The sequence below is a fragment of the Herbidospora sp. RD11066 genome, from assembly GCF_054661255.1.
Genome location: NZ_BAAGDO010000016.1, coordinates 1 through 24,285, shown reverse-complemented (window position 1 = coordinate 24,285; position 24,285 = coordinate 1). Strand labels below are relative to the sequence as shown.

Genomic DNA, 24,285 nt, shown 5'->3' with positions numbered 1-24,285 from the left:
GCCATGCGGAAGAAGTTCCTGGCCGTCGTGTCCTTCGCGATCCTGCTGACCGGTCTGCTCGCGACCCCCGTGTGGGCCGCCGACTACTCGGGCCAGCCCCGGGCCAACTGGCTGCCGAACGGGCGGGTGCTGGCCATCGTCCACACGGGTGATCGGGTGGTGATCGCGGGCGAGTTCACCAGCCTGCGCCACTCCACAACCGGCGAGACCGTGGCGAGGCAGCGCGTCGCGCTGCTCGACGCGGCGTCGGGCGACCTGATCCGCACCTGGGCGCCCGCCGTCAACGGCGCGGTGCAGGTGCTCGCGACCGGCGGCGGCCGGGTCTTCCTCGGCGGCGACTTCACGACCGTGGCGGGCCAGACCCGCACCCGGCTGGCCGCCGTCGACCTGGCGACCGGCACCGTGGTCGGCGGCTGGACGCCCGCCGCCAACAGCACGGTCCGCGGCCTGGCCGTGATCGGCGACACCCTCTACGCCGGTGGCGCGTTCACCCAGCTCGCCGGGCAGAACCGCACCCGGCTGGCGGCCGTCGATCTGAACAGTGGCGCGCTGCGCGCCTGGAACCCGGGCGCCAACAACACCGTCATGGTCATGCAGCCCGCGCCCAACGGCGCGAGCGTGCTGGTCGGCGGCCAGTTCCGCACCCTCGGCGGTGCGACCCGGCTGTTCCTCGGCTCGGTCGACCTCAACGGCGCCGTCACCGGCTGGACCCCTCCGGCCGCCTGCGACGTGCCGAGCAACCAGTGCTGGGTGCTCGACCTCGCCGCCGACGACACCAACGCCTACGCCGCCATCGCCGGGGTGGGCGGCCGGCTGACCGCCTACCGGCTGAGCGACGGTTCGCGGCGCTGGGAGCGCACCGCCGACGGCGACGTGGAGTCGGTCGCGGTCAGAGGCTCTTATGTGTACGCCGCCGGTCACTTCTGCCCCGACTTCGGCGGGTTCCAGCGGTGTGACTTCGCGGCCGTCGACGCCGGGACGGGCGCCGTCGACACCGACTTCGCCCCCACGGCCAACGGGCAGGTGTTCGCCCTCAGCGCCGGACCCGACGCGCTCCGCGCGGGCGGCGGCTACGGCCAGCTCAACGGGGTCTCCCGCCCCAACTACACCGAGTTCCCGCTGATCCCGCCCTCGGGCGATGTCACGCTGCTGCCCGGCGGCTCGACCTGGCGCTACCTCGACAACGGCACCGACCAGGGCACCGCGTGGCGCGCGGCCGGGTTCGACGACACGGGCTGGCCGCAGGGCGCCGCCCAACTCGGCTTCGGCGACGGCGACGAACGCCAGGTGGTCGCCTCGGGCCGCATCACCTACTACTTCCGCACCGCCTTCGGCATCGCCGACCCGGGCACGCTCGGCCAGGTGACGATGAGCCTCATCAGGGACGACGGCGCGGTCGTCTACCTGAACGGCACCGAGGTCTGGCGCAACAACATGCCGACCGGCACGATCACCGCCGCCAGCCGCGCTCTGTCCACCATTTCAGGTGCGGGCGAGACGCAGTGGACCGACGTGACCCTGTCCCCGGCGCAGTTCCAATCAGGACAGAACACCATCGCCGTCGAAATCCACCAGGATCGTCCCGATTCCAGCGACATCAGCTTCGACCTGCGGATCATTAGCCGCTAATCAGGACACATCAATATATTCTGAGTCGACAATTCCCCATGAACGGGAGAAGTCGATGGTCGAAAAACTCTCGCCCGCTCTGCGCGCGCGGCAGCGGGCCCGGGAGTTGCTCTCGCGTTCGCTGGCCGTGGTCCCCGCCGGGGTGACGATGCGGGCCCGGTCGGGCTACCACTCGTCGACCGGGGTCTCGCGCGCGGTGCTCGGCCAGGCGGTGAAGGTGCTGCGGCACCGGCCGCTGGGGTTCGTCTCCGACTTCACGCTGCCCGACAACCCGCGCATCCGCCTGGCCGCCGTCGAGTCGCGGCTGGTCCGCATCCTGTTCTGGTACGGCCAGCGCGGCTACGAGGGCATGGAGACCGACTGCTGGCGCGACCTGTGCGCCAAGGCCACCGGCGGCATCCTGGAGCTGGGCGCCAACATCGGCTACTACACGGTCCAGGGTGCGGACGCCGCCAGGAACGTTCCCTACGTCGCCGTGGAGGCGCAGCCCGAGGCGGCCGCGATCGTGCAGCGCAACGCCGACCTCAACGACCTCGGCAACGTCAAGGTGATCCAGGCCGCCGTGGTGCCCGACGGCGCACCCGCCACGCTGGAGCTGTCACTGCCCGACCAGGAGACCTACGTCGCCCCCACCGGCGCCTACCTGTCGGAGGGCGGCGAGGGCATCAGCAACCGTCCCGCCTCCAAGACCATCACGGTGCCGACGGTGAAGATGTCCGACCTGGTCGACGGCGTCGACCTCATCAAACTCGACATCGAGGGCTACGAGGCCGGCGTGCTGCGCGCGGTCTGGCCGAAGCTGCTGGCCAACCGGCCGACGATCGTGGTCGAGGTGCTGCGGAACGTCCCGGCGCTCCGGCAGGTGCTGCGCGACCTGCGCGCGGAGAACTACGAGATCCACGCCATCGGCCACGACGCGCTCCATGTCATCACCGACGCCGAACTCGCGTCCGAGGAGCCGCTGCCGCGCTACGGCTCCCGGGACGTCATCGTGGTTCCGGCGGAGAAAGCTCCCTAGACCAGGCGTCGGTCAGGGCCTCTCGCCAGTCGCGCATCGGCTTGGACCGGGTGTTGGCGAGCACGCTGTTCTTCGGGCGGGGGGCCGGGCGGGGGAACTCGGCCGAGGTGATCGGCCTGACCCTCGCCGGGTCGGCGCCCAGCAGGCGGAAGACCTCCTGGGCCAGGCCGTGCCAGGTGGTGGCGCCCGAGTTGGTGGCGTGGAAGACACCCCCGGCACCCGCCAGGTCGACGATCTGGATGGCCAGGTCGTGGGTCCAGGTGGGCTGGCCGTGCTGGTCGGCGACGACGTTGACCGTTGCGTGCGACTGTTCGAGGCGGGTCATCGTGCGCACGAAGTTGGGGCCGTGGGCGCCGTACAGCCAGGCGGTTCTGACGACCGTGCCGTTGTTGTTCAGAACCGCTCGTTCACCGGCCAGTTTGGTACGGCCGTAGGCGTTGATCGGGCCGGTCGGCGCGTCTTCCGGCCAAGGGTCGGTGCCCTCGCCGGAGAAGACGTAGTCGGTGGAGACGTGGATGAGTTTGCGGCCCGCCAGTTCCGCGAGCTTCAGAGGTGCGTTGACCCTCAGGGCGTCGGCTTCACGGGTCTCCGCGTCGTCGACCGCCGTCCATGCCGCGCAGTTCACCACCACGTCGGCGTTGGCCACCGCTTCGGCGATCTGGGTCTCGTCGGTGATGTCCAGCTCAGAACGGGTGGGCGCGGTGACGTGGGCGCCCTGGAGGACTCGTACGAGATCGGTGGCGAGCATGCCCCCGCCGCCGGTGATGAGCCAGCGGGTCACCGCTCCCACCACGTGGGGTGGTCGCGGTACCAGGCGACGGTGTCGGCCAGGCCCTGGTCGAAGGTCCAGCGGGGGGCGTAGCCCATCGCCCTCAGCCGGGAGTCGTCGAGGCTGTAGCGGCGGTCGTGGCCCTTGCGGTCTTCGACGTATTCGACGCTGTCCCAGGTCGCGCCGCAGGCCGTGAGCAGGTGGTCGGTCAGCTCGCGGTTGGTCAGCTCGGCGGTTCCGGCGATGTGGTAGACCTCGCCCGGCTCGCCGAGCTCGGCCACCAGGCGGATGCCCTGGCAGTGGTCGTCGACGTGGACCCAGTCGCGGATGTTGCCGCCGTCGCCGTAGAGCGGGACCTTCCTCCCGTTGAGGAGGTTGGTCACGAACAGCGGGATGACCTTCTCGGGATACTGGTAGGGCCCGTAGTTGTTGCCGCAGCGGGTGATCGAGACGTTCAGGCCGTGGGTGACGGCGTAGGCCCGCGCGATCATGTCGCCCCCCGCCTTGGCCGCCGAGTAGGGCGACCGGGGGTTGACCGGGCTGCTCTCATTCCAGGAGCCGGTCTCGATGGTGCCGTACACCTCGTCGGTGGAGACCTGCACCACGCGCTGGACGCCCGCGTCGAGGCAGGCCTGCATGAGGGTCTGGGTGCCCAGCACGTTGGTGCGCACGAAGTCGGCCGCGCCGTCGATCGACCGGTCGACGTGTGACTCGGCGGCGAAGTTCACCACCAGGTCGTGGCCCGGCACGACCTCCGCGAGCAGATCGGGATCGCAGATGTCGCCGTGGACGAAGTCGTGGTCGACGCCCTCGATGTTGGCGCGGTTGCCGGCGTAGGTGAGCTTGTCGAGGACGGTGATCTTGGCATCGGGCAGGGTGCGCACGAAATGGGAGCCGATGAACCCGGCACCGCCGGTGACCAGGACACGTGTCATGCGGAAATCTGCACCTTACTGTGGTCGCCGAGCACCAGCCGGTGGGCTCGGGGGGTGTTGGGGGCCGGGGTGACCTCGACGTCGTGGCCGATCAGCGACGCCTCGACCCGGCGCACCCCGGTGATGGACGACCGGGCCAGCAGGATCGAATATTCGATCTCACTGTCGGCGATGACGCAGCCGGCCGCCACCGAGGTGAACGGCCCGACATAGGAGTCGCTGACGCGGGCGCCCGGACCGATGACGACCGGGCCGACGATGCGCGAGCCGGTCACGACCGCGCCCTCTTCCACGACCACGCGGCCGATGAGCTCGGAGGTGGCGTCGACGTGGCCGCGTACAGAAGGAACCAGAGACTCCAGCACGAGCCGGTTGACCTCCAGCATGTCGGCGACGTTGCCGGTGTCCTTCCAGTAGCCCGAGATGATCGTCGACTCGACGCGGCGGCCGTCGTCGATGAGCCACTGGATCGCGTCGGTGATCTCCAGTTCGCCGCGCGCCGACGGCTTGAGCTCGGCCACCGCCTCGTGCACGGCGGGGGTGAACAGGTAGACGCCGACCAGGGCGAGGTCGCTCTTGGGCTTGGCGGGCTTCTCCTCCAGGTTCTTCACCCGGCCGGTCGGGTCGAGTTCGGCGACGCCGAACTGGGTCGGGTCGGGGACCTGGGTGAGCATGATCTGCGCAGCCGGGCGGTCGGTGCGGAAGGCGGCGACCACTTCCCGGATGCCGCCGACGATGAAGTTGTCGCCCAGGTACATGACGAAGTCGTCGTCGCCGAGGAACTCACGGGCGATCTTCACCGCGTGCGCCAGCCCGAGCGGGGCCTCCTGCCGCAGGTAGGTGACGTTCAGGCCGAGCCGCGAGCCGTCGCCGACCGCCGCCTCGATCTCGGCCTGGGTGTCGCCCACGACGATGCCGACCTCACGGATGCCCGCGTCGGCGATGGCCTCCAGTCCGTAGAAGAGCACCGGTTTGTTGGCGACCGGTACGAGCTGTTTGGCGGAGGTGTGCGTGATGGGCCGCAGGCGGGTGCCCGAGCCTCCCGCCAGAACCAGGGCCTTCATGTGTCAGTACGCTCCCCGCCCGCCGAAGACGGCGGACCACGTCTTCCAGAGAATGAGCACGTCGAGGGTGAGCGACCAGTTCTCGACGTAACGCAGGTCGAGCCGGACCGACTCCTCCCACGTGAGATCGGACCGTCCGCTGACCTGCCACAGGCCCGTCATGCCGGGCTTGACCAGCAGCCGCCGGCGGACGTCGTCGCCATATTGGGCGACCTCCTCGGGCAGCGGCGGGCGCGGGCCGACGAGCGACATCTCGCCCTTGACCACGTTGATGAGCTGGGTGAGCTCGTCGAGGGAGTAGCGTCGGAGCCAGGTTCCGAGCGGCGTGACCCTTGGATCGTTCCGCAGTTTGAAGAGCACTCCGTTGCCGTCGTCGTCGAAGGATCGCAGCGTGATCTTCCGGCGTTCGGCGTCGGCGGTCATCGTGCGGAACTTGTAGACGACGAACTCCTCGCCGTCCTTGCCGATGCGGCCCTGGCGGAACAGCGCGGGCCCCGGGCTGGAGATCCTGATCGCCGCCGCGATGGCGAGCATGAACGGCAGCAGCAACAGCAGCGCCACCGTCGCCATGACCCGGTCGAACACGCTCTTGATGACCTGCCGCATGCCCCGGATGTCGGGGTGTTCGACGTGCAGCAGCGCGAGCCCGGCGACCGGCCGGATGTTGATGCGCGGCCCGGCGACCTCCATCAGCGCGGTCGCGACGAGCAGTTCGGTGCCGCGCTCCTCAAGCTGCCAGGCCAGGCGCCGCAGGGCGTGGCCGTCGAGTTCCGGGCAGGCCAGCACTGCCACGCTGTCGGCCTGCGCCGCCACGACGACCTCGGGCACGTTCTTGAAGTCGCCCAGCACCGGGAAGCCGTCGACCTGCGCCGGCAGCTGTCCGGCCTGGTCGGGCGGCACGCACGCCGCCACGATCCGCATGCCGTGGTAGCGCTCGCGGGAGAACTGGCCGTGCAGTTCGAGCACCGACGTCCAGTGGCCGACCACGACCACCCGCCTTAGGCACTCACCGGCCCGCCGCCTGCGGTGCAGCCGCTTGCGCAGGCCGTAGTGCACGCCCAGGGTGAGCAGCGCGCAGATCGGGATGCCGGCCATGACGTAGGACCGGGCGATGGACGTCTGGGTGACGTAGGCGCTGATCGCGACGACCGACGCCAGAATCCCCGCGGAGTGGATGACCTTGCGATATTCGTCGGCGCCGTCACCGATGTTGCGCCGGTCGTATCCCCCGACGAGAGCCAGGGTGAGCGGCCACGCGGCGGTGATGGCCAGCGCGAGCGGAACCTCGACGGGATGGGCGATCCCGAGCGCGATGCGGACGAGAACAACCCCATGTATCGCCACGACACCGGAGACGATGTCCATGGCGACGGCGGCGCGGATGTAGCGCCGTGACCACCCGGGATCGCTGATCCCGGAGCGAACCACCTCTTCCAGAGCAACACCCATGTCGCAGATGCGCCTTTCCCCCACACTTGATACCTGACGGACGCCCCACGTGAACCGCCGGTTTACCGTCCTCACTGACTGATCTTGATGACCATGAGGACTGTGAACGGTGGAACGATCGTAAGATCGCCGCAACATGGAGGGAAAGTTCATCCGAACGTCCACATATGGCCACTTATACTTCAGCAGCAGCTCTGGACAGCTGTAACCGTACACGCATCGACCTGTACCTTTTCGGCAAACCCGCAGGTCTCCAGCCCCGGATGGCCCCGTGACCCAAACCGCAGACGAGCCTGCCCCGAAAAAGAGATCTACACGAAGACGTAACATTCTCATCATTTCCTTACTGGTGCTGTCAGTGCCGCTGGCGGCCCTCTTCACGGTCGCGATGGAGCGCCAGTACACCTACGACCGCAACATCAAGCGCATCGACGACGTCTTCCCCGCCGAGCCCGAGCGCCCCGCCAAACCCGTGGGTGAGGCACAGAACTGGCTGCTCATAGGCTCGGACGCCCGTCCGGGAGAGAAGGGCGCCCACCGCGCCGACTCGATCATGCTGGTCCACGTGCCGGCCGACCGGCAGAAGATCTTCTTCGTCGGCATCCCCCGTGACAGCTACGTACCGATCTCCGGGCACGGTTCAGACAAGATCAATTCCGCGTACGCCTACGGCGGACCCAAACTCCTGATCTTGACTGTGGAGAAACTCACAGGAGTACGAATCGACCATTTCGCCGCGCTCGATTTCAGTGGTTTTGTCCAAATGAGCAAGGCCATCGGCGGCGTGGACGTCGAGGTGTCAAGAGAGACCTACGACTCGGCGAACAAGATCACCTGGTCGCAAGGAACCGTTCACCTGGAGGGCGAGAAGGCCCTGCTCTTCGTCCGCCAGCGCTACGGCCTGCCGGGCGGCGACTTCGACCGGATCAAGCGCCAGCAGGCCTTCCTCCGCGCGGTCGCCGACAAGCTGATCAACGGCGGCGTGGTGACCGACCCCTTCGCCCTCAACGACTTCCTGGGCGCCCTCACCAAGTCGATCAGCGTCGACTCGGGGGTCTCGATCGGCACCCTGCGCGATTTGGCGATCGAACTGCGCAACATCCGCGGCGGCAGCCTCGTGGCCTCGACGGTGCCGCTGGCCGGGACGGACACCGTGAAGGGCGCCAGCATCGTCCGCCTCGACGACGAGGCGGCGAAGGTCATGTACGCGGCCATCAGGGACGACAAGCTGGAGCAGTACTTCGACGATCACGGGGGGACGTCGAACACCAAACAGGTCAACTGACGTAGATGTCCCGATGGGCGGCCACGAACTGGGCGATGCTCTGGGCCGGCTGGCCGGTGACCCGGAAGACGTCGCCGGTCGCCCGGTCGTAGCGGTTCTCTCTGTGCAGTCTGGCCATGGTGGCGATGTGCTGCTGCGTGTGCGGGGGCAGGCCCGTCTTCGGCAGGACGTCGGCGACCCAGCCGTCGATCGGGACGTCGCGGTAGGTGATCGGGCGGCCGATGCCCTGGGTGAACTCCTCGGCCACGCCGTTCAGGTCGAGAGAGCGGGGGCCGGTCAGCTGGTAGATCTCGCCGAGGTGCGGGGTCGGGTCGCGCAGGATCACGGCGACCACGCGGGCGACGTCGTCGGTGGCGATCGGGGAGGTGCGGCCGGCGCCGAACGGGAGCGAGAGGGTGTCGTCGCGGCGGATCGAGGCGGCGGCCAGGGTGGTGAAGAGCGGGTTGTCCAGGAAGATCGTCGGCCTGACGTGGGTGACCGGCAGGCCCGACCAGTTGAAGACCTGTTCGGCCAGGTAGTGCAGGCGCTGCTGGTGGGATTCGGCGGTGCTGGTGGCGGTCATCTGGGAGACCGTCATCTGGGAGAGGTCGACCAGGCCGTCGAGCTGACGCATGTCCTTGGCGACCGTGGCCACGACCGTCGCGGCGAGCAGGTGGTCGGGTGAGACGCTCATCCCGAAGTACATCCTCGAGACGCCGTCGAGCGCCCGGGCGACGGTGTCGGGCTCGGTCAGGTCGCCGATGACGACCTCGACGCCCTCGGCCCGCAGCTCCTCGGCGCGGGCGTCGTCGTGGCGGACCATGGCGCGGACGGGGACGTCCATGCCGCGCAACCGCTCCAGGACCTTGCGGCCCAGGCCCCGGGACCCGGGGACGAGAACCAGTCTTCCGGCCACCGCACACCTCCATCACTCTCGGTAATCATACGAAAGCGAACTTCGGGGCTGTTCGGGGCGTCTACCGCCACATGACGAACGAACTCTGCCCGGCGTGCGGAACGGGGCGGCTGGTCCCGATCGCGTACGGATATCCGCACTTCACCGAGGAGCTGAAGCTGGCCCTGGAGGAGGGGCGGTTCATCCTCGGCGGCTGCGAGGTGCGGGAGGAGAAGCAGGCGTGTCTTTCCTGCGGCGCCCGCCATCGCCAGGTCCCTCCGCCGACGCTCCCAGCAGCGTGAGGGCGTCGCTGCTCGGGGTGCCCGGTTCGGCGCGGTAGACGACGAGCAACTGGCCGTCGGCTCCGGCGACGGCGAACTTCTCGTAGAACAGTTCGAGGTCGCCGACGATCGGGTTGCGCAGGTGCTGCACGCCGGTGCCCGCGAGCGGCTTCACGTCGTGGCGCGACCAGAGGCGCCGGAACACCTCGCTCTTCACCGACAGCTCGCCGACCAGGTCGGTCAGGCGGGGGTCGTCGACGTCGGGACCGGCCAGCGCCCGCAGGGCGGCGACGAGGTTGCCCACGTGGTTCTGCCAGCCGGGCAGCGTCTCCTGGGCGGCGGGGTCGAGCAGCACCGCGCGCAGCACGTTGCCGCCCGGGGTGAAGACCGGCGACAGCACCCGGGCCAGGCGGTTGGCGGCCAGGACGTCCTGGAACGGGCCCTGGATGTACGCGGGGGTGTCGCGCCAGGCGTCCAGCAGCGCCTGGACCCCCGGGCGGACCCGCGCCGGGCGGCGGCGCCGGGGTTCCTGCGGGGTGCCGAGCGCGTGCAGGTGGGCGGTGGCGTCCTCGTCGAGGCCGAGCGCCCGGGCGATCGCGTCGAGGACCTGCGGTGACGGGCGGCGGTCGCGGCCCTGTTCGAGGCGGGTGTAGTACTCGGTGCTGATCCCGGCGAGCATGGCGAGCTCGTCCCGCCTCAGGCCCGGGACGCGGCGGTGGCCGTTGTCGGGCAGGCCGGCGTCCTCGGGGCGGATCAGCTCGCGCCGGGCCCGCAGGTATTCACCGATCAGGTTCACACCTTCGACCATAAACGCGGCGGTATACCCGCTGGGTAGCCCTGCTGGCACCCCTCTCACCAGGGGAATGGCTGGTTCCCCCGCTCCGGAGCAGGCTGCCGCCATGACTTCACGAACCTGGCTCATCACCGGCGCGAACAGCGGCTTCGGCCGGCACCTCAGCGAGCGGCTGCTGTCCCGAGGCGACCGCGTCGTCGGCACCTTCCGCGCCACCGGCAGCGTCGACGACCTGTCGGCCAAATGGCCGGACACCTTCCGCGCGGCCCACCTCGACGTCACCGACCCGGCCGAGATCACCGCCGTGGTCGACGACGCCTGGGCCGCGCTGACCCGGATCGACGTCGTGGTCAGCAACGCCGGGTACGGCCTGATGGGCGCCGCCGAGGAACTGAGCGACGAGCAGATCACCCACCAGATCGCGACCAACCTGACCGGCTCGATCCGCCTGATCAGGGCCACGCTGCCGCACCTGCGCGGGCAGGGCGGCGGCCGGATCCTGCAACTGTCCTCGGTCGGCGGCCAGGTCGCCTGGCCGGGCGGATCGCTCTACCACGCCACGAAGTGGGGCATCGAAGGCTTCGCCGACGCGCTGGCCGGTGAGGTGGCCCCGTTCGGGATCGGCGTGACCATCGTCGAACCGGGCAGCGCCCGCACCAACTTCCGGTACGGCAGCTCCGTGTTGGCCGACCGGATCGCGGCCTACGACGGAACCCCGGTCGCGGGGATCCGCCGCATCCTCACCGAACGCACCGCCCAGGCCATCGGCGACGCGGGCCTGATGGCCGACGCAATGATCGCCAGCGTCGACCGGAACCCGGCACCCCGCCGCCTGATCTTGGGCGGCGACTCCTACCAGGGCATCGAGGCGGCGCTCACCGCCCGGCTGGCCGACGTCCGCACCCAGCACGACTCGGCGCGCGCGACCGACGCCCCGCTCGCAGGCGCCGTCACAGGCGGCCCGACCGACCTACCCGACAAGGGATGAAACCGACGCCGCGATATCGCCATGACCTCACGGCCCGATCGGCCCGGCTCGGCTTTAGGGAGCGGCGTAGACGCCGCCCTCCGACAGGACGTGGATGATCGCCGGGTAGATCGACGGGTGCCATGCCGACCCGTCGAGCCGCTCTCGGTAGGCGCGCAGCGCCGTCTCCAGCAGGAACAGCCATGCCACCAGCGGCCTGGCCTCCCTGGGGACGCCGAGTTCGCCCAGCAGGCGGACCGCCGCGTCGCCGGCCGCCGAGGCGGCCTCGTGCAGTGACAGGCCCCGGGTCACCAGGGCGTCGTGGAAGTGCCAGTGCAGGATGTCGAAGCCCAGCGGGACGTCGGGGGCGCTCAGCCCCCAGCCGTCGAGGCGGGGGCGGCCACCCGTCCACAGGACGTTCTCGGGGACCAGGTCGCCGTGCCAGCGGCCGAAGGTCAGGGCGACGTCGCCGTAGCAGCGCTCCAGACGGTCGGCCAGGCGGCCGGTCACGGCGGCCAGGCGCGGGGCGTCGCGGAGGGTGGCGATCTCGGCACGCAGCCGCTTCCAGTACGCCGCCTCGTACAGGACCACCCTGCTCCGGGGGCCGCTGAAGGCGATGTCCCTGATGATCTGGGGGGACGGGGCCGGGTCGCCCTGGCGGTGGGGGCGGCCGGTCCACGAGGTCACGGTCACGGGGTGGCCCTGCCACTCCGTCTCGGCCAGCAGCCTCGGGGCGAGCCGGTGGCCGTGCACGGCGGCCAGGGTCACGGCCTCGTTGACGGCCAGGACGCTCGTCGAGGCGTTCCAGCCCACGGTCGCCTTGGCCACCGGGCGGCCCTTGGAGTAGAGCCATACGTAGGGGCGGTCGGCGCGCAGCGAGAAGGCGGCGCGCAGGCGGCCCCGGCCCAGGAGGGCGCTCAGCCACGAGACCAGCAGGGTCTCGTCGGGGTCGGTGTCCTCCCGCACGCTGACGACGAGCGGATAGAAGGCGAAGACACCCTGTGGACGGAGGCGGTCTCCGGTGAACGAGTAGCGTTCGGCCTCGCGGTAGCCCGGTGGGATCTCCCCCGTGGTCACGCGGACGACGTCGCCGGACGGTTCCCAGACACGCGCGATGAGACTGCGCAGATCGACGTTCATGGTCTGAATCCAAACCCAGGTGACAACAGACGCTCTTTGTCACTCTATGTCGGATTCAGGGGTGATCTTGGCTAGTCGTATTCCAAATCTGGGAGCGGATGGGGTGGATCGGGGCTGCGCCAGACCACGACGTAGCCGTCGTCGGCGTTCTCGACGGCCCAGGTGAGGCGTTCGAGGTCGAAGTCGGGGAGGTAGCGGAGGCGGGCCAGGAAGGTCGCGTCGGTGGCCGAGCGGGGCACCACGCAGTTGTCGCCCGCCCGATCTTCGAGAACGATGTGCACGTCGGACTCGGTGACGCCACCGACTCTTACCTCGATGACGTCCTCCCACGCCAGCGCCTCGACGGAACCGTCGGCGTAGTGGCGGGTCACGCCTTCTTCGGTGACGTACACGTAGGTATCCGGCACGTGCATGGGCGCGATTGTGTCGGGCTTTGGGGACCCCGGCAAGATGGCGCGTTATATACGCCAGACGAGGTGCTCGCGGGCGGCTTCCGCGGCCTCGCGGGATGTCCCGGCTTCCAGCCGTTCGAGCAGGTCACGGTGTTCCGTCACCATTTCATCTCGATGCGGATACGCCTCCCGCAGGCGTACCACGCCGAGCCGCGTCTCGGCCGAGAGCGACAGATACAGGCGCAGCAACCTGGGGCTCCCGGCTGCCCGCGCGAGGGCCTCGTGCAGGGCCATGTGCTGGGCGACGATCCCGGCCCAGGGGGCGTCGTCGGGGAGGGCGGCCATCGCGTCGAGGGCCCTGCGGGCCTCCTCGATCCGCCGGCCGGCGACCGCCGCGCCGACGAGGTCTTCGAGTGGACGGCGCACATAGAGCAGGTCGTCGAGGTCGGCGCGGGTGAAGTCGGGCACGTACGCCGACTTGTTGCGCTCGCGCCGCAGGATGCCCTCGTGGACGAGCGCGGCGATGGCCTCCCTGACGGTGGGCCGGGCCACGCCGTAGGTCGCCGAGATCTCCTGTTCGGGGAACTGGGTCCCGGCGGGGACGTCACCCGACAGGATGCGGGTGCGTAGAGCGTCCGCGAGGGCTTCCACTGTGGAGACGGGGCGCAGCTTCACGCCGGAGAGCCTACTTTTTCCGGCCGGGCCACCACGATCAGACTGAGCGCCAGCAGCCCCAGCCCCGCCCACGAGGGCAGGCTCAGGGTCTCGCCCAGCACCACCACACCCAGCAGGGCGGCCACCGCGGGTTCGGCCAGGGCCAGGGTGCTGGCGGTGGCGACGGGGGTGCCGCGCAGGCCCCGGCCGTACAGGACATAGGAAAGGGCGGTCGTCGCCAGGCCCAGATAGAGGAGCGTGACCAGGCTGGCCGGGTCGGTGATCCAGGAGAGGTCGCCGGTCAGCAGGACGGGCAGCATGATCAGGGCCGAGACGCCGAACATGACGGCCATCACGCCGTCGCTGGGGTTCCCCGCGACGATGGCGCGGGCGGCGATGACGGCGTACGACGCGTAGATGAACCCGCCGGCCAGCGCCAGGCCGACGCCGAGCGGGTCGACGGTGCCGCCGCCCGGCAGCAGCAGCACGGCGCAGCCGAGGATCGCGGCGGCGGTCCCCCACATCCACTGACGCGTGGGCGCCCGCCGGTCGAGCACCCACGAGAGCAGCCCGGTGAAGACGGGCCCGCTGCCGATGAGGATGACGGTCCCGATCGCGACCCCGGTCATGTTCACCGCGACGAAGAAGCAGAGCTGGTAGAGCGCGACGCAGAGCCCCCCGAGCAGCAGACTCGGCGAGGGCCGAAACCCGGACGGCCCCGGCCCCGGCTCGCGCGCCGGACCCGCCCCGGAGAGCGCCGCGCCCGACCTGGAGAGCACCGGACCCGCCCCGGAGAGTGCCGCGCCCGACCCTGAGGGCGCCGAGCGCGGCCTCGAATGCGCCAAGCCCGCGCTGGGGGACGCCGAACCCGCCCTGGAGAAACGCGGCCTGAGCAGCACGAATCCGGCCAGCGCCGTGCCACCGATGACGAGCCGGGCGGCGGCCAGCGCGACCGCACCTGCGGCGGCGAAGGTTCCCACGGTGCCGGCGGTCCCCCAGAGGACGGCGGCGAGGACGACGAGGAGGGGCATGCGTCAGATTGTCTGACAACTAGACACTAAGTGGCAAGTGATTTACCCTCAACCGATCTTTATGACCACAAGTAAAGATCTGACAGGAATCATTGACTTGCCAGGCCAGAGGTCATGACAATGCACCAAAGATCGGTCCATAAGCCAATAAGAAGAGATGTTTTTACCCGAAAGATTCCCAGACAAGTGGGAAGAGACTTCCTCGGGGAAGACCGCAACCATGTTGAGTCGGTTTGTACGAGCTCCCAGGACCGTCGGGGTCGCCGCCGCCATCGCCGATGCCAAGGAGCGGGGAGCCACCCCCCACCTCCTCGACGGCGCCGAGATGGACACCTCCGCCGCGGCCTTCGAGGCCATCGCCCGCGCCCTGGAGTTCCCCGAGGGTTTCGGTCACTGCCTCGACGCCCTGTATGACCACCTGACGGACCTGTCGTGGCTTTCGCCCGGCGAACACGTCCTCATCTGGTCGAAGCCGTCGCTGCTGCGGAAATCCGACGCGACCGCCTACGACGGACTGGGTTCCGCCCTCTCGGACGCCACCGTCGACGGCACGAAGGGCGACGCGACCTTGACAGTGATCATGCTGGACAACTGACAGAGTCCGGGTCCCCCGCCCCACCGGGTCAGGCGCGGTCGCCGCGCGTTCGCCCGCCGGCCACCCGTGGCCCACCTCCGGCACCGGTCGTCCACCCCCACGACCGAAACCTTCCTTTCGGGTGGTGCGCTACCCTAAGATCGGAGTCGATGGACTACACAGCGGAGTGTGACCGCCGTCACCATCAAATCGGACATTTTCTACATTAATGCAGGTAGCGAACACAGGTGAGCGCAACTCAGGGTCATATTCGACCCGAATCTCATTCGGGCAGCGCGTCCAGAAAGCCGCGAAACGGTGTCAAACCTAAATAGCCCCCATTTCGTTGCGAACGCCACCTAGTTCCACAGCTCACGCGTTGCTATTGTTTCGCCACTATTAACGCATGTGTTCGCCCTCTGTTGAGGTCTCATGGCTGGCCGCAAACGCTCCATCCGGTTCAAGATCTTCGCGGTCTTGCTCGCCCCCGTGACCGCTCTCGCGGTCATCTGGGCGTTGACCGCGGCTATTACCCTCACATCCGGCCGGGAATACCTCCGAGTCGGGACGGTCTATGAACACATCGTTCTGCCCTCACGGGCCGTGTTGACCGAGTTACAGCACGAACGCCTCATGTCGGTCACCTACCTCGGCGGGACCTCCTCCTTCCACGGTGACCTCGACGCCCAGCAGAAGCGCACCGACGAGATCGCGGCCAGCCTGGCCGGGCACGCCGTCTCCGGAAGAGACGCCGCACCGCCCGCCCTCTGGGACCGCGCGCAGGAACTCCTCCGCCAGCTCGACCGGCTCGACCGCCTGCGCAGCCAGGTGGAGAACCGGGAGATCGGCCGTCTCGACGCCCTCACCCAGTACAGCGAGATCGCCGAGGTCGGCTGGCAGGTCTACGACCGCATGATGATCGCCCCCGACCTCGATCTGATCAGCCAGACGAAGGCCGTCGTCCTCATCGGACGGGCCCGCGAGATCGTCAGCCAGGAGTCGGCGCTGCTCGCCGGAACCCTGGGCACCGGACGCATGAGCGAGCGCGAGCAGACGATGTTCGCCGAGATGGCGTCCAAGCGATCCCTCCTCTACAGCCTCGGCTTCAGCGGGCTCGAAGGCTCCCTGCGCGACCCCTACGTGAAGCTGAACGGCACCCCGGCCTACCTCGACTTCGTGAAGCTCGAAGGCGCGGTCCGCGACAAGGTCACGCCGGAGCAGCCGCTGCCCCCGGAGGCCGGCCGCTGGCAGGCCACCACCGAGGCGCTCTCGGTCACCTTCGACAAGCTGGGCGGCGACGCCAGCGCCGAGATCGGCAACCGCATGCAGCCGGCCGTCATGGACGTGCTGATCAGGCTCGGTCTGCTCGTGGTCGTCGGCCTGATCTCCGTGGTGGTCACGCTGCTGGTGTCGGTGCGGTTCGGCCGCAGGATCGCCGCCGAACTCGGCGCCCTCCAGAGTGCCGCGACCGACCTGTCCGACCGGCGGCTGCCCGACATCGTGCGGCGGCTCAGCCGGGGTGACGAGGTCGACATCGCGACCGAGACCCCGCCGGTCGAGGTGCCCGGCAACACCGCCGAGGTCGCCACGGTCTCCTCGGCGTTCACGTCGGTGCAGTCGACCGCCGTCCAAGCGGCGGTTGGCCAGGCCCAGCTCCGGCAGGGCGTCAACAAGGTGTTCCTCAACTTGGCCCGCAGAAACCAATCACTGTTGCACCGTCAGCTCAGCATCCTCGACGGCCTGGAGCGGCAGACCGAGGACCACAAGCTGCTGGAGCAGCTCTTCGGCCTCGACCACCTGACCACCCGCATGCGCCGTCACGCGGAGGGCCTGATCATCCTGTCGGGCTCGGTGCCCGGCCGCGGCTGGCGCGAGCCGGTCGCCCTGTTCGACGTCGTCCGCGCCTCGGTCGAGGAGGTCGAGGACTACCTGCGGGTCGACGTCAACGTGCCGCACCACGCGAAGCTGGTCGGCCCGGCCGTCACCGACGTCATCCACCTGATCGCCGAGCTCGTCGAGAACGCCACGATCTTCTCCCCGCCGCACACCCGGATCAACGTCCACGGTGACCTGGCGGCGCGCGGGTTCGTGCTGGAGATCGAGGACCGCGGGCTCGGGCTCAGCTCCGAGGAGATGGACTCGATCAACGACCGGCTCGCCAACCCGCCGGAGTTCGACCTGGCCGACAGCGACCGGCTCGGCCTGTTCGTCGTCGGGCGCCTCGCCAAGCGGCACGAGATCATGGTCAACCTGCGGCCCTCGCCGTACGGCGGCACCACGGCCATCGTGCTCATCCCGACCGAACTGGTCGTCGTGCCCGACCCCATGGAGGTCGCGGCGGCCGAGCAGACGGCGCCGGTGCGGCCGTCCAAGGCACCCCTGCTCGCACCCGTGTCCGGTAGGCACGGAGCCGGGACGCACGCCGCCACGCCCTCGGCGGCCGGGCTGAACCTGCCCCGGCGGGTCCGCCAGACCAACATGGCGCCGCAGCTGCGCGAAGAGCCGAGCAAGCCCGACTTGTTCTCTTCGTTCCAGGCCGGCTGGCGCCGAGCGGAGGAAGAACAGCCGTGAGCGACGAACCACCTCTGCTCCGCCCGTACACGCTCACCCGGGGCCGGACCCGGCCCACCGGGCCGGAGTTCGAGCTCATGACGATCATCCGGACGGTCCCGGGAAGGCCGCTCTCCGGCCTCACGCCGGAGGAGCTCAAGATCCTTCGGCTCTGTGTGGCACCGGCGTCGGTGGCCGACCTCGCCTCCGACGTCGGGCTGTCGCTGAACGTCGTCCGGATCCTGCTCAGCGGGCTGCGCGACCGAGACCTCATCACCGCCCGGCCGCAGGCCACCGTGGCCCAGCTCCCCGAGGAGCGGCTGCTGCGTGAGGTCATCCAGGGTCTGCGAGCCCTGTGAGGGCGTCGTCGAGGTGCCGGCGCGCCGGCTCCAGCACCTGCTCGGTGTAATGACCGAGCAGGTGCCCGGCGGCCTCGGGTAAGTGAAGTAACTCCTCGCCGTCGAGGTCGACCGAGCCCTCGACCGCCCATTCCCGCCCACGCGGCTCGAGCCGCACCTCACAGACCAGTTCGCGGCCGTCGGGAAGAGTGAAGGACACCCCGAGGCGGACCCGCCCGACCAGATCGGTGATGGGGGACCAGCGCCGGACGTCGGGATGGAAGTCGAGGTAAAGGTCGCGGCCCGCCTCGGAAAAAGCGCTGGCTGAGGCCATAGCGGCCCTTAGAAAATCGTCGCGCACGGCTCGGGTAATCCTCGTTAATACAGGCATACGCTGTGACCTGAGGGACTCAGGCCGTTTTTGTAACTTCTGTGTACACGATCACGGTCCTCTCGGTATGAAAGGCCCTATGCCTCTTCGTTATAGAAGATTCGTCGTCTGTTCGCTTGCCATCGGCGGTGCGATCGGAGTCGACATGGCCACCCAGGCGATCGCGGCCCCACCGGCGGCCAACGCGGTGCACGTCTCCGCGAGCCTCGGGAACGACGCCAACCCCGGAACCGAGAGCGCGCCGCTGCGTACCGTCGCCGCCGCCCTCAAGCGCGCCAAAGGCGGGGTGATGACGACGATCGTCCTTCGGGGCGGTGAATACCGCGAGTCCCTGGGCAGCATCGGCAAGCCGGTGACGATCGAGTCGGCGCCCGGGGAGCAGGCCTGGTTCAAGGGGAGCACCGAGGTCGCGGCCGCGAAGTTCGCCCGCGACGGCGCCGCCTGGCGCCTCGACGGCTGGAACCCCGACATCTGCCGGACCGCCTGCGTGTACCCGCCCGACATCGCCTCGGGCAACGCCATCGGCGGCGACCCCGAGATGGTGTTCGCCAACGGCAAGCCTCTTCAGCAGGTGGGCTCCCGTTCGTCCGTCGCCCCGGGAACGTTCTACTGGGACGGCCGCGGCACCCTCTTCCTCGGCGACGACCCCGCGAAGGCGCGGGTGGAGGTGGCCTCCATCGCCTACGCCGTCCACTTCCTGCCTGGTGCGGAGAACTCGGTGCTGCGCGGCCTCGGCTTCGCCCACTACGCCACCAGCCAGGACTACCGCAAGAAGCCGGCCGCGATCATCTCGCAGGCCAGGGGCGTCGTGCTGGAAGACAACGTGGTCACCCTCAACGCGGCCGCCGGGGTGTCGGTGCTCGCGAGTGACATGCGCTTAACCGGCAACCGGATCACCTCCAACGGCTTCACCGGGGTCAGTTCTCACAAGGCCGCCAACCTGACGATGTACGGCAACGTCGTCTCGGGCAACAACACCGAGAAGATCGGCCTGGTCGCGGTCTCCAGCCTGGCCGGAGCCGGGATGAAGGCGACGTTCCTCGTCAACGCCAACATCCGCGACAACGTGTTCGACGGCAACCAGGGCGCCGGGTTCTGGTGCGACCTGTCGTGCGAGAACGTCCGGCTCGTCCGGAACGTGGCACGCGGCAACACCAAGCACGGCATGTACTACGAGGTGTCCTCGCGGGGGCTCATCGCCTCGAACCTGCTCGCCGGGAACGGCCAGTTCGGCCTCAAGATCAGCGGCTCGAACAAGGTCCGCGTCTACAACAACACCCTCGCCGACAACGCCTCGCCGATCCAGGTCGCCGAGGACCCGCGGCCTCACCTGGACCGCTGCAACGCCGACAACTGCCCCGCTCCCGACGCGGTGGCCCGCGGCGTGACCTGGGACACCGCCGACGTGACCCTGATCAACAACATCTTCTCCGGCCGGTCGGGCGGCGGCGCCCTCGTGGACACGGTCGACGCCAACAGCGCGTCGTCGGGGAAGCGGGTCGGCGCGGCGAAGATGATCCCCGCCGGGCAGATGGACAACAACGGCTACTACCGCCCGACGACCGCCTCCCAGGTGGCGAAGTGGGCGGTACCGGCCGGAAACGACCAGGCGTTCACCAGCCTGACCCAGCTGAAGTCGACCGGCCGCGAGAGCAACGCCCACTACCAGGAGGGCGCGGAGGGCTTCTTCAACGGCACCGACTACAAACTGAAGTCGGGCTCGTCGGCGGCGGGCGCGGGAGCACCGCTACCGGCGGATGTGGCCGAGGCGATCGGTGTACCGGCGGGCAAGAAGGTGGCCTTGGGCGCTCTGCGCGGCCCGAGCGTGGAGTCGACGCCTCCGCCTCCGGCGCCCTCCCCGTCGCAGACGCCGACTGTCTCGCAGACGCCCACCGTTTCGCCGAGCGCCACTCCGACTCCTTCGAAGACACCGGCCCCAACCCCGACACCGACACCGACACCTTCGCCGTCGATCACCTCGGCGCCGGTGCTCGACTCACTGCGCAGGCCTCTGTACGTCGTCACCCACCCCACCCAGGGCCACACGCTCCTGACCCTGAGCAGAGGAGAAGCCGACAGGGCCGTCGCCCGGTACGGCTACGCCGACCAGGGCGTGGCGGTCCTCGCCTCCGGCCGGATGGCCCCGGGTCTGGTCCCCATCCACCGGTTGGTCCACCCGACCACGGGTGACCGGCTGTTCGCCCGCAGCACCGTCGAGCGCGACAACGCGGTGGCCCGCTCCGGCTACGTCTACGAGGGCGTGACCTTCTACGCCGTCAACCAGAACACCCCGGGCACGACCGCCGTCTACCGCCTGAGGAAGGGCGCCTTCCACACCTACGTCGTCGGCCCGCAGGCCCGCGACGCGGCGGCCGCGAGCGGCTGGACCTACGAGCACATCGCGTTCTACGTCCGCCCGGCCTGACGCACCCCGAACAGCGCCCGCGCATAGGGAATCCGCCGCACGATCTCGTACGCCGCCAGCGTCACCGCGAACGACACCGCGACGATGGCGGCGTACTTGACGAGAATCGGCGCATTCCACTGCACCACGTAATAGGCGGCCACCACCACGACGGGCTGATGGACGATGTAGACGAAGAGGGCGGCGGCCATCAGGTAGCCGCCCTTTTCCGTCCAGGTGTGCCGGTCGAGGAATCCGAGAATGGCCACGCAGGCACACCAGGAGGCGGCGCCGTACAGCACCCGGACGCCGATTTCGTAGGGCCCCATGTCGGTCATCGGATCACCGGGGACCAGCAGGAATCCCGTCATCCCGACGGCGAAGAGGACGCCGCCGATGGAGGCCGCCAGACCCGCGTCCCTGCGCATGGCCGCCCTCAGCCGATCGTCACCGGCCATGATGTAGCCGTACAGGAAGAAGAGCAGGTAGGCCCAGCGGCTCCAGGCGGCGAAGCCCTCTTCCAGGCCGAAGAAGGCGCAGACGAGCGCGATCGGCAGGAGGGGCAGCAGGATCAGGCCGCGACGGGCGAGAAAGCCGACATCCGCGGGAATCCAGCGGGCGATCAGCGCCAGGATGAGCGACCAGGCGAGCAGCATCACCACGAACCACAGGTGCCCGGTCTCGAAATGCTCGCCGCGCAGCACGAAGGGGAAATTCGTGAGGTCGACGTGGACGTCGAAGAACTTCGGCAGAAAGGCCCAGTAGCTCTCCGTCATTCCGGCCCGGATCCACTGGGGAATCGGCACGATCGTCACCACGGCGACGACGAGCGGCAGGCCGAGCCGGAGTAATCGATCCGCGGCGAATCCGCCCGAGCCCCGTTTCCGCAGCGAGTGGAAGGCGCCGAATCCGGAGACGAGGAAGAGCAGCGGCATCGCCCAGATGACCACGAACCCGGCGAGGATCATCGTGACGCCGGTCGTGTCGGCGTTCTTCACGTAGAAGTCGTCTTCCGCGTCGAACACCAGCGCGGCGTGGAAGAAGATCAGCCCGAAGACCACGAGGGTCCGGATCAGATCGAGTTCCGGCCGCCGGGTCGACGTCTGCTGGGCCACCATCCCGCCAGTGTCGACCCGGCGAACCCGATCAGTCGACGGTCAGCACGATCTTTCCGGTGGTCCGGCCGGATTCGCCGAGTTCCATGGCCTTGCCGAGCTCCTCCAGCGGGAAGACCGCCGCGATGGCGACCCGCAGCCGCCCGGCGTCGATCAGCGCCGCGAGGCTGCGCAGCGCCGACAGGTCGGGCTCGCACAGCATCGACTCGACCCGCACTCCGTGCTTCTCGCCGTGTTCCCGCAGGTCGGTGACCTCCATGGAGCTGACGAGGGAGACGATGACGCCGCCGGGGCGCAGCACGGTGATCGAGCGGGGGCCGTAGTCGCCGCCGATGGTGTCGATCACGGCGTCGAGCCCGTCGACGACGGTGGTGAAGTCGGTCGAGCGGTAGTCGATCACCTGGTCGACCCCGATGCGGCGCAGGAAGTCGTGCTTGGCCGCGCTGGCGGTGCCGTAGACGTAGGCGCCGCGCGCCTTGGCGATCTGCACCGCGAGGTGCCCGACCCCGCCGGCCGCGGCGTGCACCAGCACCCGGTCGCCGTCGCGGACCTTGGCGACGTCGACCAACGCCTGCCAGGCGGTCAGCCCGGCCAGCGGCACCCCGGCGGCCTGGGTGTGGTCGAGCGAGATCGGCTTGGGGGCGAAGGTGCGCGACGGCGCGGTGACGTACTCGGCGAACGAGCCGTGCCCGACCGGATAGCGCAGCATCCCGAAGACCTCGTCGCCGGGCTTGTAGACGGCCGCTCCCATGCCGGTGGCCTCGACGACGCCCGAGACGTCCCACCCGAGCACGAACGGCGGCTTGCCGAGCAGCCCGCCGGTCGAGCGGTGTTTCCAGTCGGTCGGGTTGAGCCCGGCGGCGCGCACCCTGACCAGCACCTCGGTCGGCCCGGGGACCGGCTTCGGCAGGTCGATCTCGTGCAGCACGTCGGGTCCGCCCAGGGTGTCCTGGCTGATGGCCTTCATTCCAGCTCCTCGAACAGGGTCAGTTGCAGGCCGTCGGGGGCGGTCAGCCGGGCGTTCAGCGAGTTCCAGGGGGTGCGGGTCGGCGGGGCGAGCACGTCGGCGCCGTGCTCTTCGAGCAGGGCGGTCGTCGACTCGGCGTCGGGGACCTCCAGGGCGACCCTGATGTGCCCGGCGACCCGGCGGCCGACCTCTTCGCGGTCGATGAAGCGCGCCTGGCGTACATCGATGATCTCCACTGTCGCCCGCCCGGCCGACAGCAGCCGGACCTTCCCCTCGTCGGAGGAGAAGTCGGCGATCTCGGGGAGGCCGAGCACGTCGCGGTAGAAGTGGAGGGCCTCCTCGTAGTTCTCGGCCGTCACGACCAGCCGCAGTTCACGCACCTCAGTCACGGGGCATCGCCTCGATCGTCTCCATGTGACGATGGCCCCATTCCCCCAGCGGTTCCAAGGCAGTGTTGAGCGTCTGCCCGAATTCGGTCAGGGAATAGACCACCTTGGGCGGCACCTGCTCGTACACCTCGCGGTGCAGCACTCCGTTGCGTTCGAGTTCTCTCACCTGCTGGGTGAGCATCTTCTCGCTGATGCCGCCGACCCGGCGCCGCAGCTCCCCGAACCGCAGCGGCTCGGCGTGCAGGTGCCAGAGGATCAGCGCCTTCCACTTGCCGCCGACGACGTCCATCGCCGCGTCGAGGCCGCAGGAATAGGACACCTTCTTCATACTGACAAAATAGTGGGTACTTGCCGGAAAGTTAGTGCCCTGGCGAGGATCGACGGCATGACCCCAGTGACAGTTCTCGGGCTCGGCCCGATGGGCGGCGCCCTGGCCTCGGCCTTCGCGGCCAAGGGCCACCCGACGACCGTGTGGAACAGAACCCCGGGCAAGGCCCCGAAGGGAACCTTCGAAGCTTCCTCTGTACGAGATGCGGCCGGCCCCCTGACCGTCGTCTGCGTGATCGACTACGCGGCGGCGGCGTCGATCCTCGATCCGGTCGCGCTGAAGGGCCACACGCTGGTCAACCTGACCGCCGACGCCCCGCACCGGGCCCGCGACATGGCCGCCTGGGCCTCCGGCCACGGCATCGACTATCTCGACGGGTCGATCCTGACCCCCGTACCGACGATCGGAACCGCGAGTGGCGTGGTGATCCTTTCCGGCCCTCAGGAGGTGTACGACCGCCACGCCGCCACCCTCGCCGCCATCGGCGGTGTGACCCATGTGGGCACGGAGATCGGCCGGGCGGCGGCGTTCGACGTGGCCCTGCTCGACTTCTTCTGGACGTCGATGACCGGCCTCGTCCACGCCTTCGAGCTGGCCTCGCGCGAAGGTGTCATGCCCGCCGATCTGGCGCCCTTCCTCCAGGGCATCGGCGCGATCCTGCCGCCGATCATCGAGGAGTTCGCCGGCCACCACACGACCGGCGAGCATCCGGGCGACGAGTCGACGATCGTCTCGGCCCGCGCCGGGATGGCCCATGTCGTCGAGGCGGCCGACCGCCACGGGCTCGACGCCACCGTGCTCCGGGCCGCCCTCGGCCTGGCCGACCGGGCGATCGAGGGTGGGCGCGGACGTGACGCGTATACGGCGCTGCTCTAGCTGTACTCGGTCACGACGTTGGTGACAGGCGGCTGATCGGTGGATGACCGTCGAGTGCGCTGTGACGTCGTC

General features: G+C 69.4%; 24 protein-coding genes. 9 read left to right on the top strand and 15 right to left on the bottom strand.

The genetic code is table 11. The annotated features are described in order from the left end of the window. Positions 1-3: 3 nt before the first annotated feature. Together ACYQ78_RS37650 and ACYQ78_RS37645 are read left to right on the top strand one after the other, a co-directional pair. Positions 4-1,629, top strand: coding sequence for a PQQ-binding-like beta-propeller repeat protein (locus ACYQ78_RS37650; RefSeq protein ID WP_459805777.1), 1,626 nt, complete (start codon positions 4-6; stop codon positions 1,627-1,629). 55 nt (positions 1,630-1,684) lie between these two features. Continuing rightward, the gene (locus tag ACYQ78_RS37645) at positions 1,685-2,647 is read left to right on the top strand and encodes an FkbM family methyltransferase (protein ID WP_459805776.1); all 963 of its coding nucleotides are present in this window, start codon (positions 1,685-1,687) and stop codon (positions 2,645-2,647) included. On the opposite strand, the gene rfbD is transcribed toward ACYQ78_RS37645, so the two are convergent. The 4 genes from rfbD to ACYQ78_RS37625 are packed head-to-tail and all read right to left on the bottom strand — an operon-like array spanning position 2,616 to position 6,864. Beyond that, entirely contained in the window at positions 2,616-3,428 is an 813-nt protein-coding gene (gene rfbD / locus ACYQ78_RS37640) for a dTDP-4-dehydrorhamnose reductase (RefSeq protein WP_459805775.1), read from the bottom strand. The two genes, ACYQ78_RS37645 and rfbD, sit on opposite strands and share 32 nt — an antisense overlap. Next, entirely contained in the window at positions 3,425-4,351 is a 927-nt protein-coding gene (rfbB, locus tag ACYQ78_RS37635; protein WP_459805774.1) for a dTDP-glucose 4,6-dehydratase, read from the bottom strand. The genes rfbD and rfbB overlap by 4 nt, the downstream gene beginning before the upstream one ends. Beyond that, positions 4,348-5,415 (bottom strand): glucose-1-phosphate thymidylyltransferase, encoded by a 1,068-nt coding sequence (locus ACYQ78_RS37630; RefSeq protein WP_459805773.1) that lies wholly within the window; start codon positions 5,413-5,415, stop codon positions 4,348-4,350. The genes rfbB and ACYQ78_RS37630 overlap by 4 nt, the downstream gene beginning before the upstream one ends. A 3-nt stretch (positions 5,416-5,418) precedes the next feature. Then, a complete protein-coding gene (locus ACYQ78_RS37625) occupies positions 5,419-6,864 on the bottom strand; it encodes a sugar transferase (RefSeq protein WP_459805772.1) in 1,446 nt (481 codons plus the stop codon). Between the two features lie 349 nt (positions 6,865-7,213). On the opposite strand from ACYQ78_RS37625, the gene ACYQ78_RS37620 reads away from it, so the two are divergent. Further along, the gene (locus tag ACYQ78_RS37620) at positions 7,214-8,149 is read left to right on the top strand and encodes an LCP family protein (RefSeq protein ID WP_459805771.1); all 936 of its coding nucleotides are present in this window, start codon (positions 7,214-7,216) and stop codon (positions 8,147-8,149) included. Here ACYQ78_RS37620 and ACYQ78_RS37615 read toward each other — a convergent pair. Both ACYQ78_RS37615 and ACYQ78_RS37610 read right to left on the bottom strand, forming a co-directional pair. Next, positions 8,142-9,044 carry an NAD(P)H-binding protein gene (locus tag ACYQ78_RS37615; RefSeq protein ID WP_459805770.1) on the bottom strand — a complete coding sequence of 301 codons (903 nt, stop codon included), beginning with the start codon at positions 9,042-9,044 and terminating at the stop codon, positions 8,142-8,144. The genes ACYQ78_RS37620 and ACYQ78_RS37615 overlap by 8 nt on opposite strands. 180 nt (positions 9,045-9,224) lie before the next feature. After that, positions 9,225-10,100 (bottom strand): helix-turn-helix domain-containing protein, encoded by an 876-nt coding sequence (locus tag ACYQ78_RS37610; RefSeq protein ID WP_459805769.1) that lies wholly within the window; start codon positions 10,098-10,100, stop codon positions 9,225-9,227. Between the two features lie 103 nt (positions 10,101-10,203). Between ACYQ78_RS37610 and ACYQ78_RS37605 the strand changes: the two genes are divergently transcribed. Then, on the top strand, positions 10,204-11,085 hold the full coding sequence (locus tag ACYQ78_RS37605) for an SDR family oxidoreductase (protein WP_459805768.1): 882 nt from the start codon (positions 10,204-10,206) through the stop codon (positions 11,083-11,085). Between the two features lie 54 nt (positions 11,086-11,139). Here ACYQ78_RS37605 and ACYQ78_RS37600 read toward each other — a convergent pair whose 3' ends face one another. From ACYQ78_RS37600 to ACYQ78_RS37585, 4 genes are all read right to left on the bottom strand, one after another. After that, positions 11,140-12,204, bottom strand: coding sequence for a hypothetical protein (locus ACYQ78_RS37600; protein ID WP_459805767.1), 1,065 nt, complete (start codon positions 12,202-12,204; stop codon positions 11,140-11,142). Positions 12,205-12,275: 71 nt separating this feature from the next. Beyond that, entirely contained in the window at positions 12,276-12,617 is a 342-nt protein-coding gene (locus ACYQ78_RS37595; RefSeq protein ID WP_459805766.1) for a hypothetical protein, read from the bottom strand. Positions 12,618-12,662: 45 nt separating this feature from the next. Further along, complete coding sequence (locus ACYQ78_RS37590; RefSeq protein WP_459805765.1) at positions 12,663-13,271, bottom strand: GntR family transcriptional regulator; 609 nt, start codon at positions 13,269-13,271, stop codon at positions 12,663-12,665. Then, complete coding sequence (locus tag ACYQ78_RS37585; RefSeq protein ID WP_459805764.1) at positions 13,268-14,281, bottom strand: EamA family transporter; 1,014 nt, start codon at positions 14,279-14,281, stop codon at positions 13,268-13,270. Before ACYQ78_RS37585 ends, ACYQ78_RS37590 begins: the two co-directional genes overlap by 4 nt. 220 nt (positions 14,282-14,501) lie before the next feature. Here ACYQ78_RS37585 and ACYQ78_RS37580 point away from each other — a divergent pair, with 220 nt between their 5' ends. The 3 genes from ACYQ78_RS37580 (at position 14,502) to ACYQ78_RS37570 (ending at position 17,764) form a co-directional block, all read left to right on the top strand. Next, positions 14,502-14,876 (top strand): barstar family protein, encoded by a 375-nt coding sequence (locus ACYQ78_RS37580; protein ID WP_459805763.1) that lies wholly within the window; start codon positions 14,502-14,504, stop codon positions 14,874-14,876. Positions 14,877-15,458: 582 nt separating this feature from the next. After that, the gene (locus ACYQ78_RS37575; RefSeq protein WP_459805762.1) at positions 15,459-17,426 is read left to right on the top strand and encodes a sensor histidine kinase; all 1,968 of its coding nucleotides are present in this window, start codon (positions 15,459-15,461) and stop codon (positions 17,424-17,426) included. Next, positions 17,423-17,764: a DUF742 domain-containing protein gene (locus ACYQ78_RS37570; protein WP_459805761.1), complete on the top strand. Its 342-nt coding sequence runs from the start codon at positions 17,423-17,425 to the stop codon at positions 17,762-17,764. Before ACYQ78_RS37575 ends, ACYQ78_RS37570 begins: the two co-directional genes overlap by 4 nt. Here ACYQ78_RS37570 and ACYQ78_RS37565 read toward each other — a convergent pair. Then, the gene (locus ACYQ78_RS37565; RefSeq protein WP_459805760.1) at positions 17,739-18,077 is read right to left on the bottom strand and encodes a hypothetical protein; all 339 of its coding nucleotides are present in this window, start codon (positions 18,075-18,077) and stop codon (positions 17,739-17,741) included. The two genes, ACYQ78_RS37570 and ACYQ78_RS37565, sit on opposite strands and share 26 nt — an antisense overlap. Before the next feature lie 202 nt (positions 18,078-18,279). Here ACYQ78_RS37565 and ACYQ78_RS37560 point away from each other — a divergent pair, with 202 nt between their 5' ends. Beyond that, entirely contained in the window at positions 18,280-20,559 is a 2,280-nt protein-coding gene (locus tag ACYQ78_RS37560) for a right-handed parallel beta-helix repeat-containing protein (protein ID WP_459805759.1), read from the top strand. Here ACYQ78_RS37560 and ACYQ78_RS37555 read toward each other — a convergent pair. The 4 genes from ACYQ78_RS37555 to ACYQ78_RS37540 are packed head-to-tail and all read right to left on the bottom strand — an operon-like array spanning position 20,541 to position 23,337. Continuing rightward, positions 20,541-21,656, bottom strand: coding sequence for an acyltransferase family protein (locus tag ACYQ78_RS37555; protein WP_459805758.1), 1,116 nt, complete (start codon positions 21,654-21,656; stop codon positions 20,541-20,543). The two genes, ACYQ78_RS37560 and ACYQ78_RS37555, sit on opposite strands and share 19 nt — an antisense overlap. A gap of 28 nt (positions 21,657-21,684) precedes the next feature. Beyond that, entirely contained in the window at positions 21,685-22,620 is a 936-nt protein-coding gene (locus ACYQ78_RS37550) for an NADP-dependent oxidoreductase (RefSeq protein WP_459805757.1), read from the bottom strand. Further along, the gene (locus ACYQ78_RS37545; protein ID WP_459805756.1) at positions 22,617-23,009 is read right to left on the bottom strand and encodes a VOC family protein; all 393 of its coding nucleotides are present in this window, start codon (positions 23,007-23,009) and stop codon (positions 22,617-22,619) included. Before ACYQ78_RS37545 ends, ACYQ78_RS37550 begins: the two co-directional genes overlap by 4 nt. After that, a complete protein-coding gene (locus ACYQ78_RS37540; RefSeq protein ID WP_459805755.1) occupies positions 23,002-23,337 on the bottom strand; it encodes a winged helix-turn-helix transcriptional regulator in 336 nt (111 codons plus the stop codon). The genes ACYQ78_RS37545 and ACYQ78_RS37540 overlap by 8 nt, the downstream gene beginning before the upstream one ends. 57 nt (positions 23,338-23,394) lie before the next feature. Between ACYQ78_RS37540 and ACYQ78_RS37535 the strand changes: the two genes are divergently transcribed. Beyond that, the gene (locus ACYQ78_RS37535) at positions 23,395-24,213 is read left to right on the top strand and encodes an NAD(P)-dependent oxidoreductase (protein ID WP_459805754.1); all 819 of its coding nucleotides are present in this window, start codon (positions 23,395-23,397) and stop codon (positions 24,211-24,213) included. Positions 24,214-24,285: the final 72 nt, after the last annotated feature.

What these genes read in the sequence shown, in the direction of transcription:
- rfbB (WP_459805774.1), bottom strand. Translation starts at nt 4,351, where the DNA reads ATGACACGTGTCCTGGTCACCGGCGGTGCCGGGTTCATCGGCTCCCAT.
- ACYQ78_RS37550 (WP_459805757.1), bottom strand. Translation starts at nt 22,620, where the DNA reads ATGAAGGCCATCAGCCAGGACACCCTGGGCGGACCCGACGTGCTGCAC.
- ACYQ78_RS37645 (WP_459805776.1), top strand. Translation starts at nt 1,685, where the DNA reads ATGGTCGAAAAACTCTCGCCCGCTCTGCGCGCGCGGCAGCGGGCCCGG.
- ACYQ78_RS37565 (WP_459805760.1), bottom strand. Translation starts at nt 18,077, where the DNA reads ATGGCCTCAGCCAGCGCTTTTTCCGAGGCGGGCCGCGACCTTTACCTC.
- ACYQ78_RS37605 (WP_459805768.1), top strand. Translation starts at nt 10,204, where the DNA reads ATGACTTCACGAACCTGGCTCATCACCGGCGCGAACAGCGGCTTCGGC.
- ACYQ78_RS37560 (WP_459805759.1), top strand. Translation starts at nt 18,280, where the DNA reads ATGGCCACCCAGGCGATCGCGGCCCCACCGGCGGCCAACGCGGTGCAC.
- ACYQ78_RS37600 (WP_459805767.1), bottom strand. Translation starts at nt 12,204, where the DNA reads ATGAACGTCGATCTGCGCAGTCTCATCGCGCGTGTCTGGGAACCGTCC.
- ACYQ78_RS37650 (WP_459805777.1), top strand. Translation starts at nt 4, where the DNA reads ATGCGGAAGAAGTTCCTGGCCGTCGTGTCCTTCGCGATCCTGCTGACC.
- ACYQ78_RS37580 (WP_459805763.1), top strand. Translation starts at nt 14,502, where the DNA reads ATGTTGAGTCGGTTTGTACGAGCTCCCAGGACCGTCGGGGTCGCCGCC.
- ACYQ78_RS37625 (WP_459805772.1), bottom strand. Translation starts at nt 6,864, where the DNA reads ATGGGTGTTGCTCTGGAAGAGGTGGTTCGCTCCGGGATCAGCGATCCC.
- ACYQ78_RS37540 (WP_459805755.1), bottom strand. Translation starts at nt 23,337, where the DNA reads ATGAAGAAGGTGTCCTATTCCTGCGGCCTCGACGCGGCGATGGACGTC.
- ACYQ78_RS37585 (WP_459805764.1), bottom strand. Translation starts at nt 14,281, where the DNA reads ATGCCCCTCCTCGTCGTCCTCGCCGCCGTCCTCTGGGGGACCGCCGGC.
- ACYQ78_RS37595 (WP_459805766.1), bottom strand. Translation starts at nt 12,617, where the DNA reads ATGCACGTGCCGGATACCTACGTGTACGTCACCGAAGAAGGCGTGACC.
- ACYQ78_RS37630 (WP_459805773.1), bottom strand. Translation starts at nt 5,415, where the DNA reads ATGAAGGCCCTGGTTCTGGCGGGAGGCTCGGGCACCCGCCTGCGGCCC.
- ACYQ78_RS37555 (WP_459805758.1), bottom strand. Translation starts at nt 21,656, where the DNA reads ATGGTGGCCCAGCAGACGTCGACCCGGCGGCCGGAACTCGATCTGATC.
- ACYQ78_RS37535 (WP_459805754.1), top strand. Translation starts at nt 23,395, where the DNA reads ATGACCCCAGTGACAGTTCTCGGGCTCGGCCCGATGGGCGGCGCCCTG.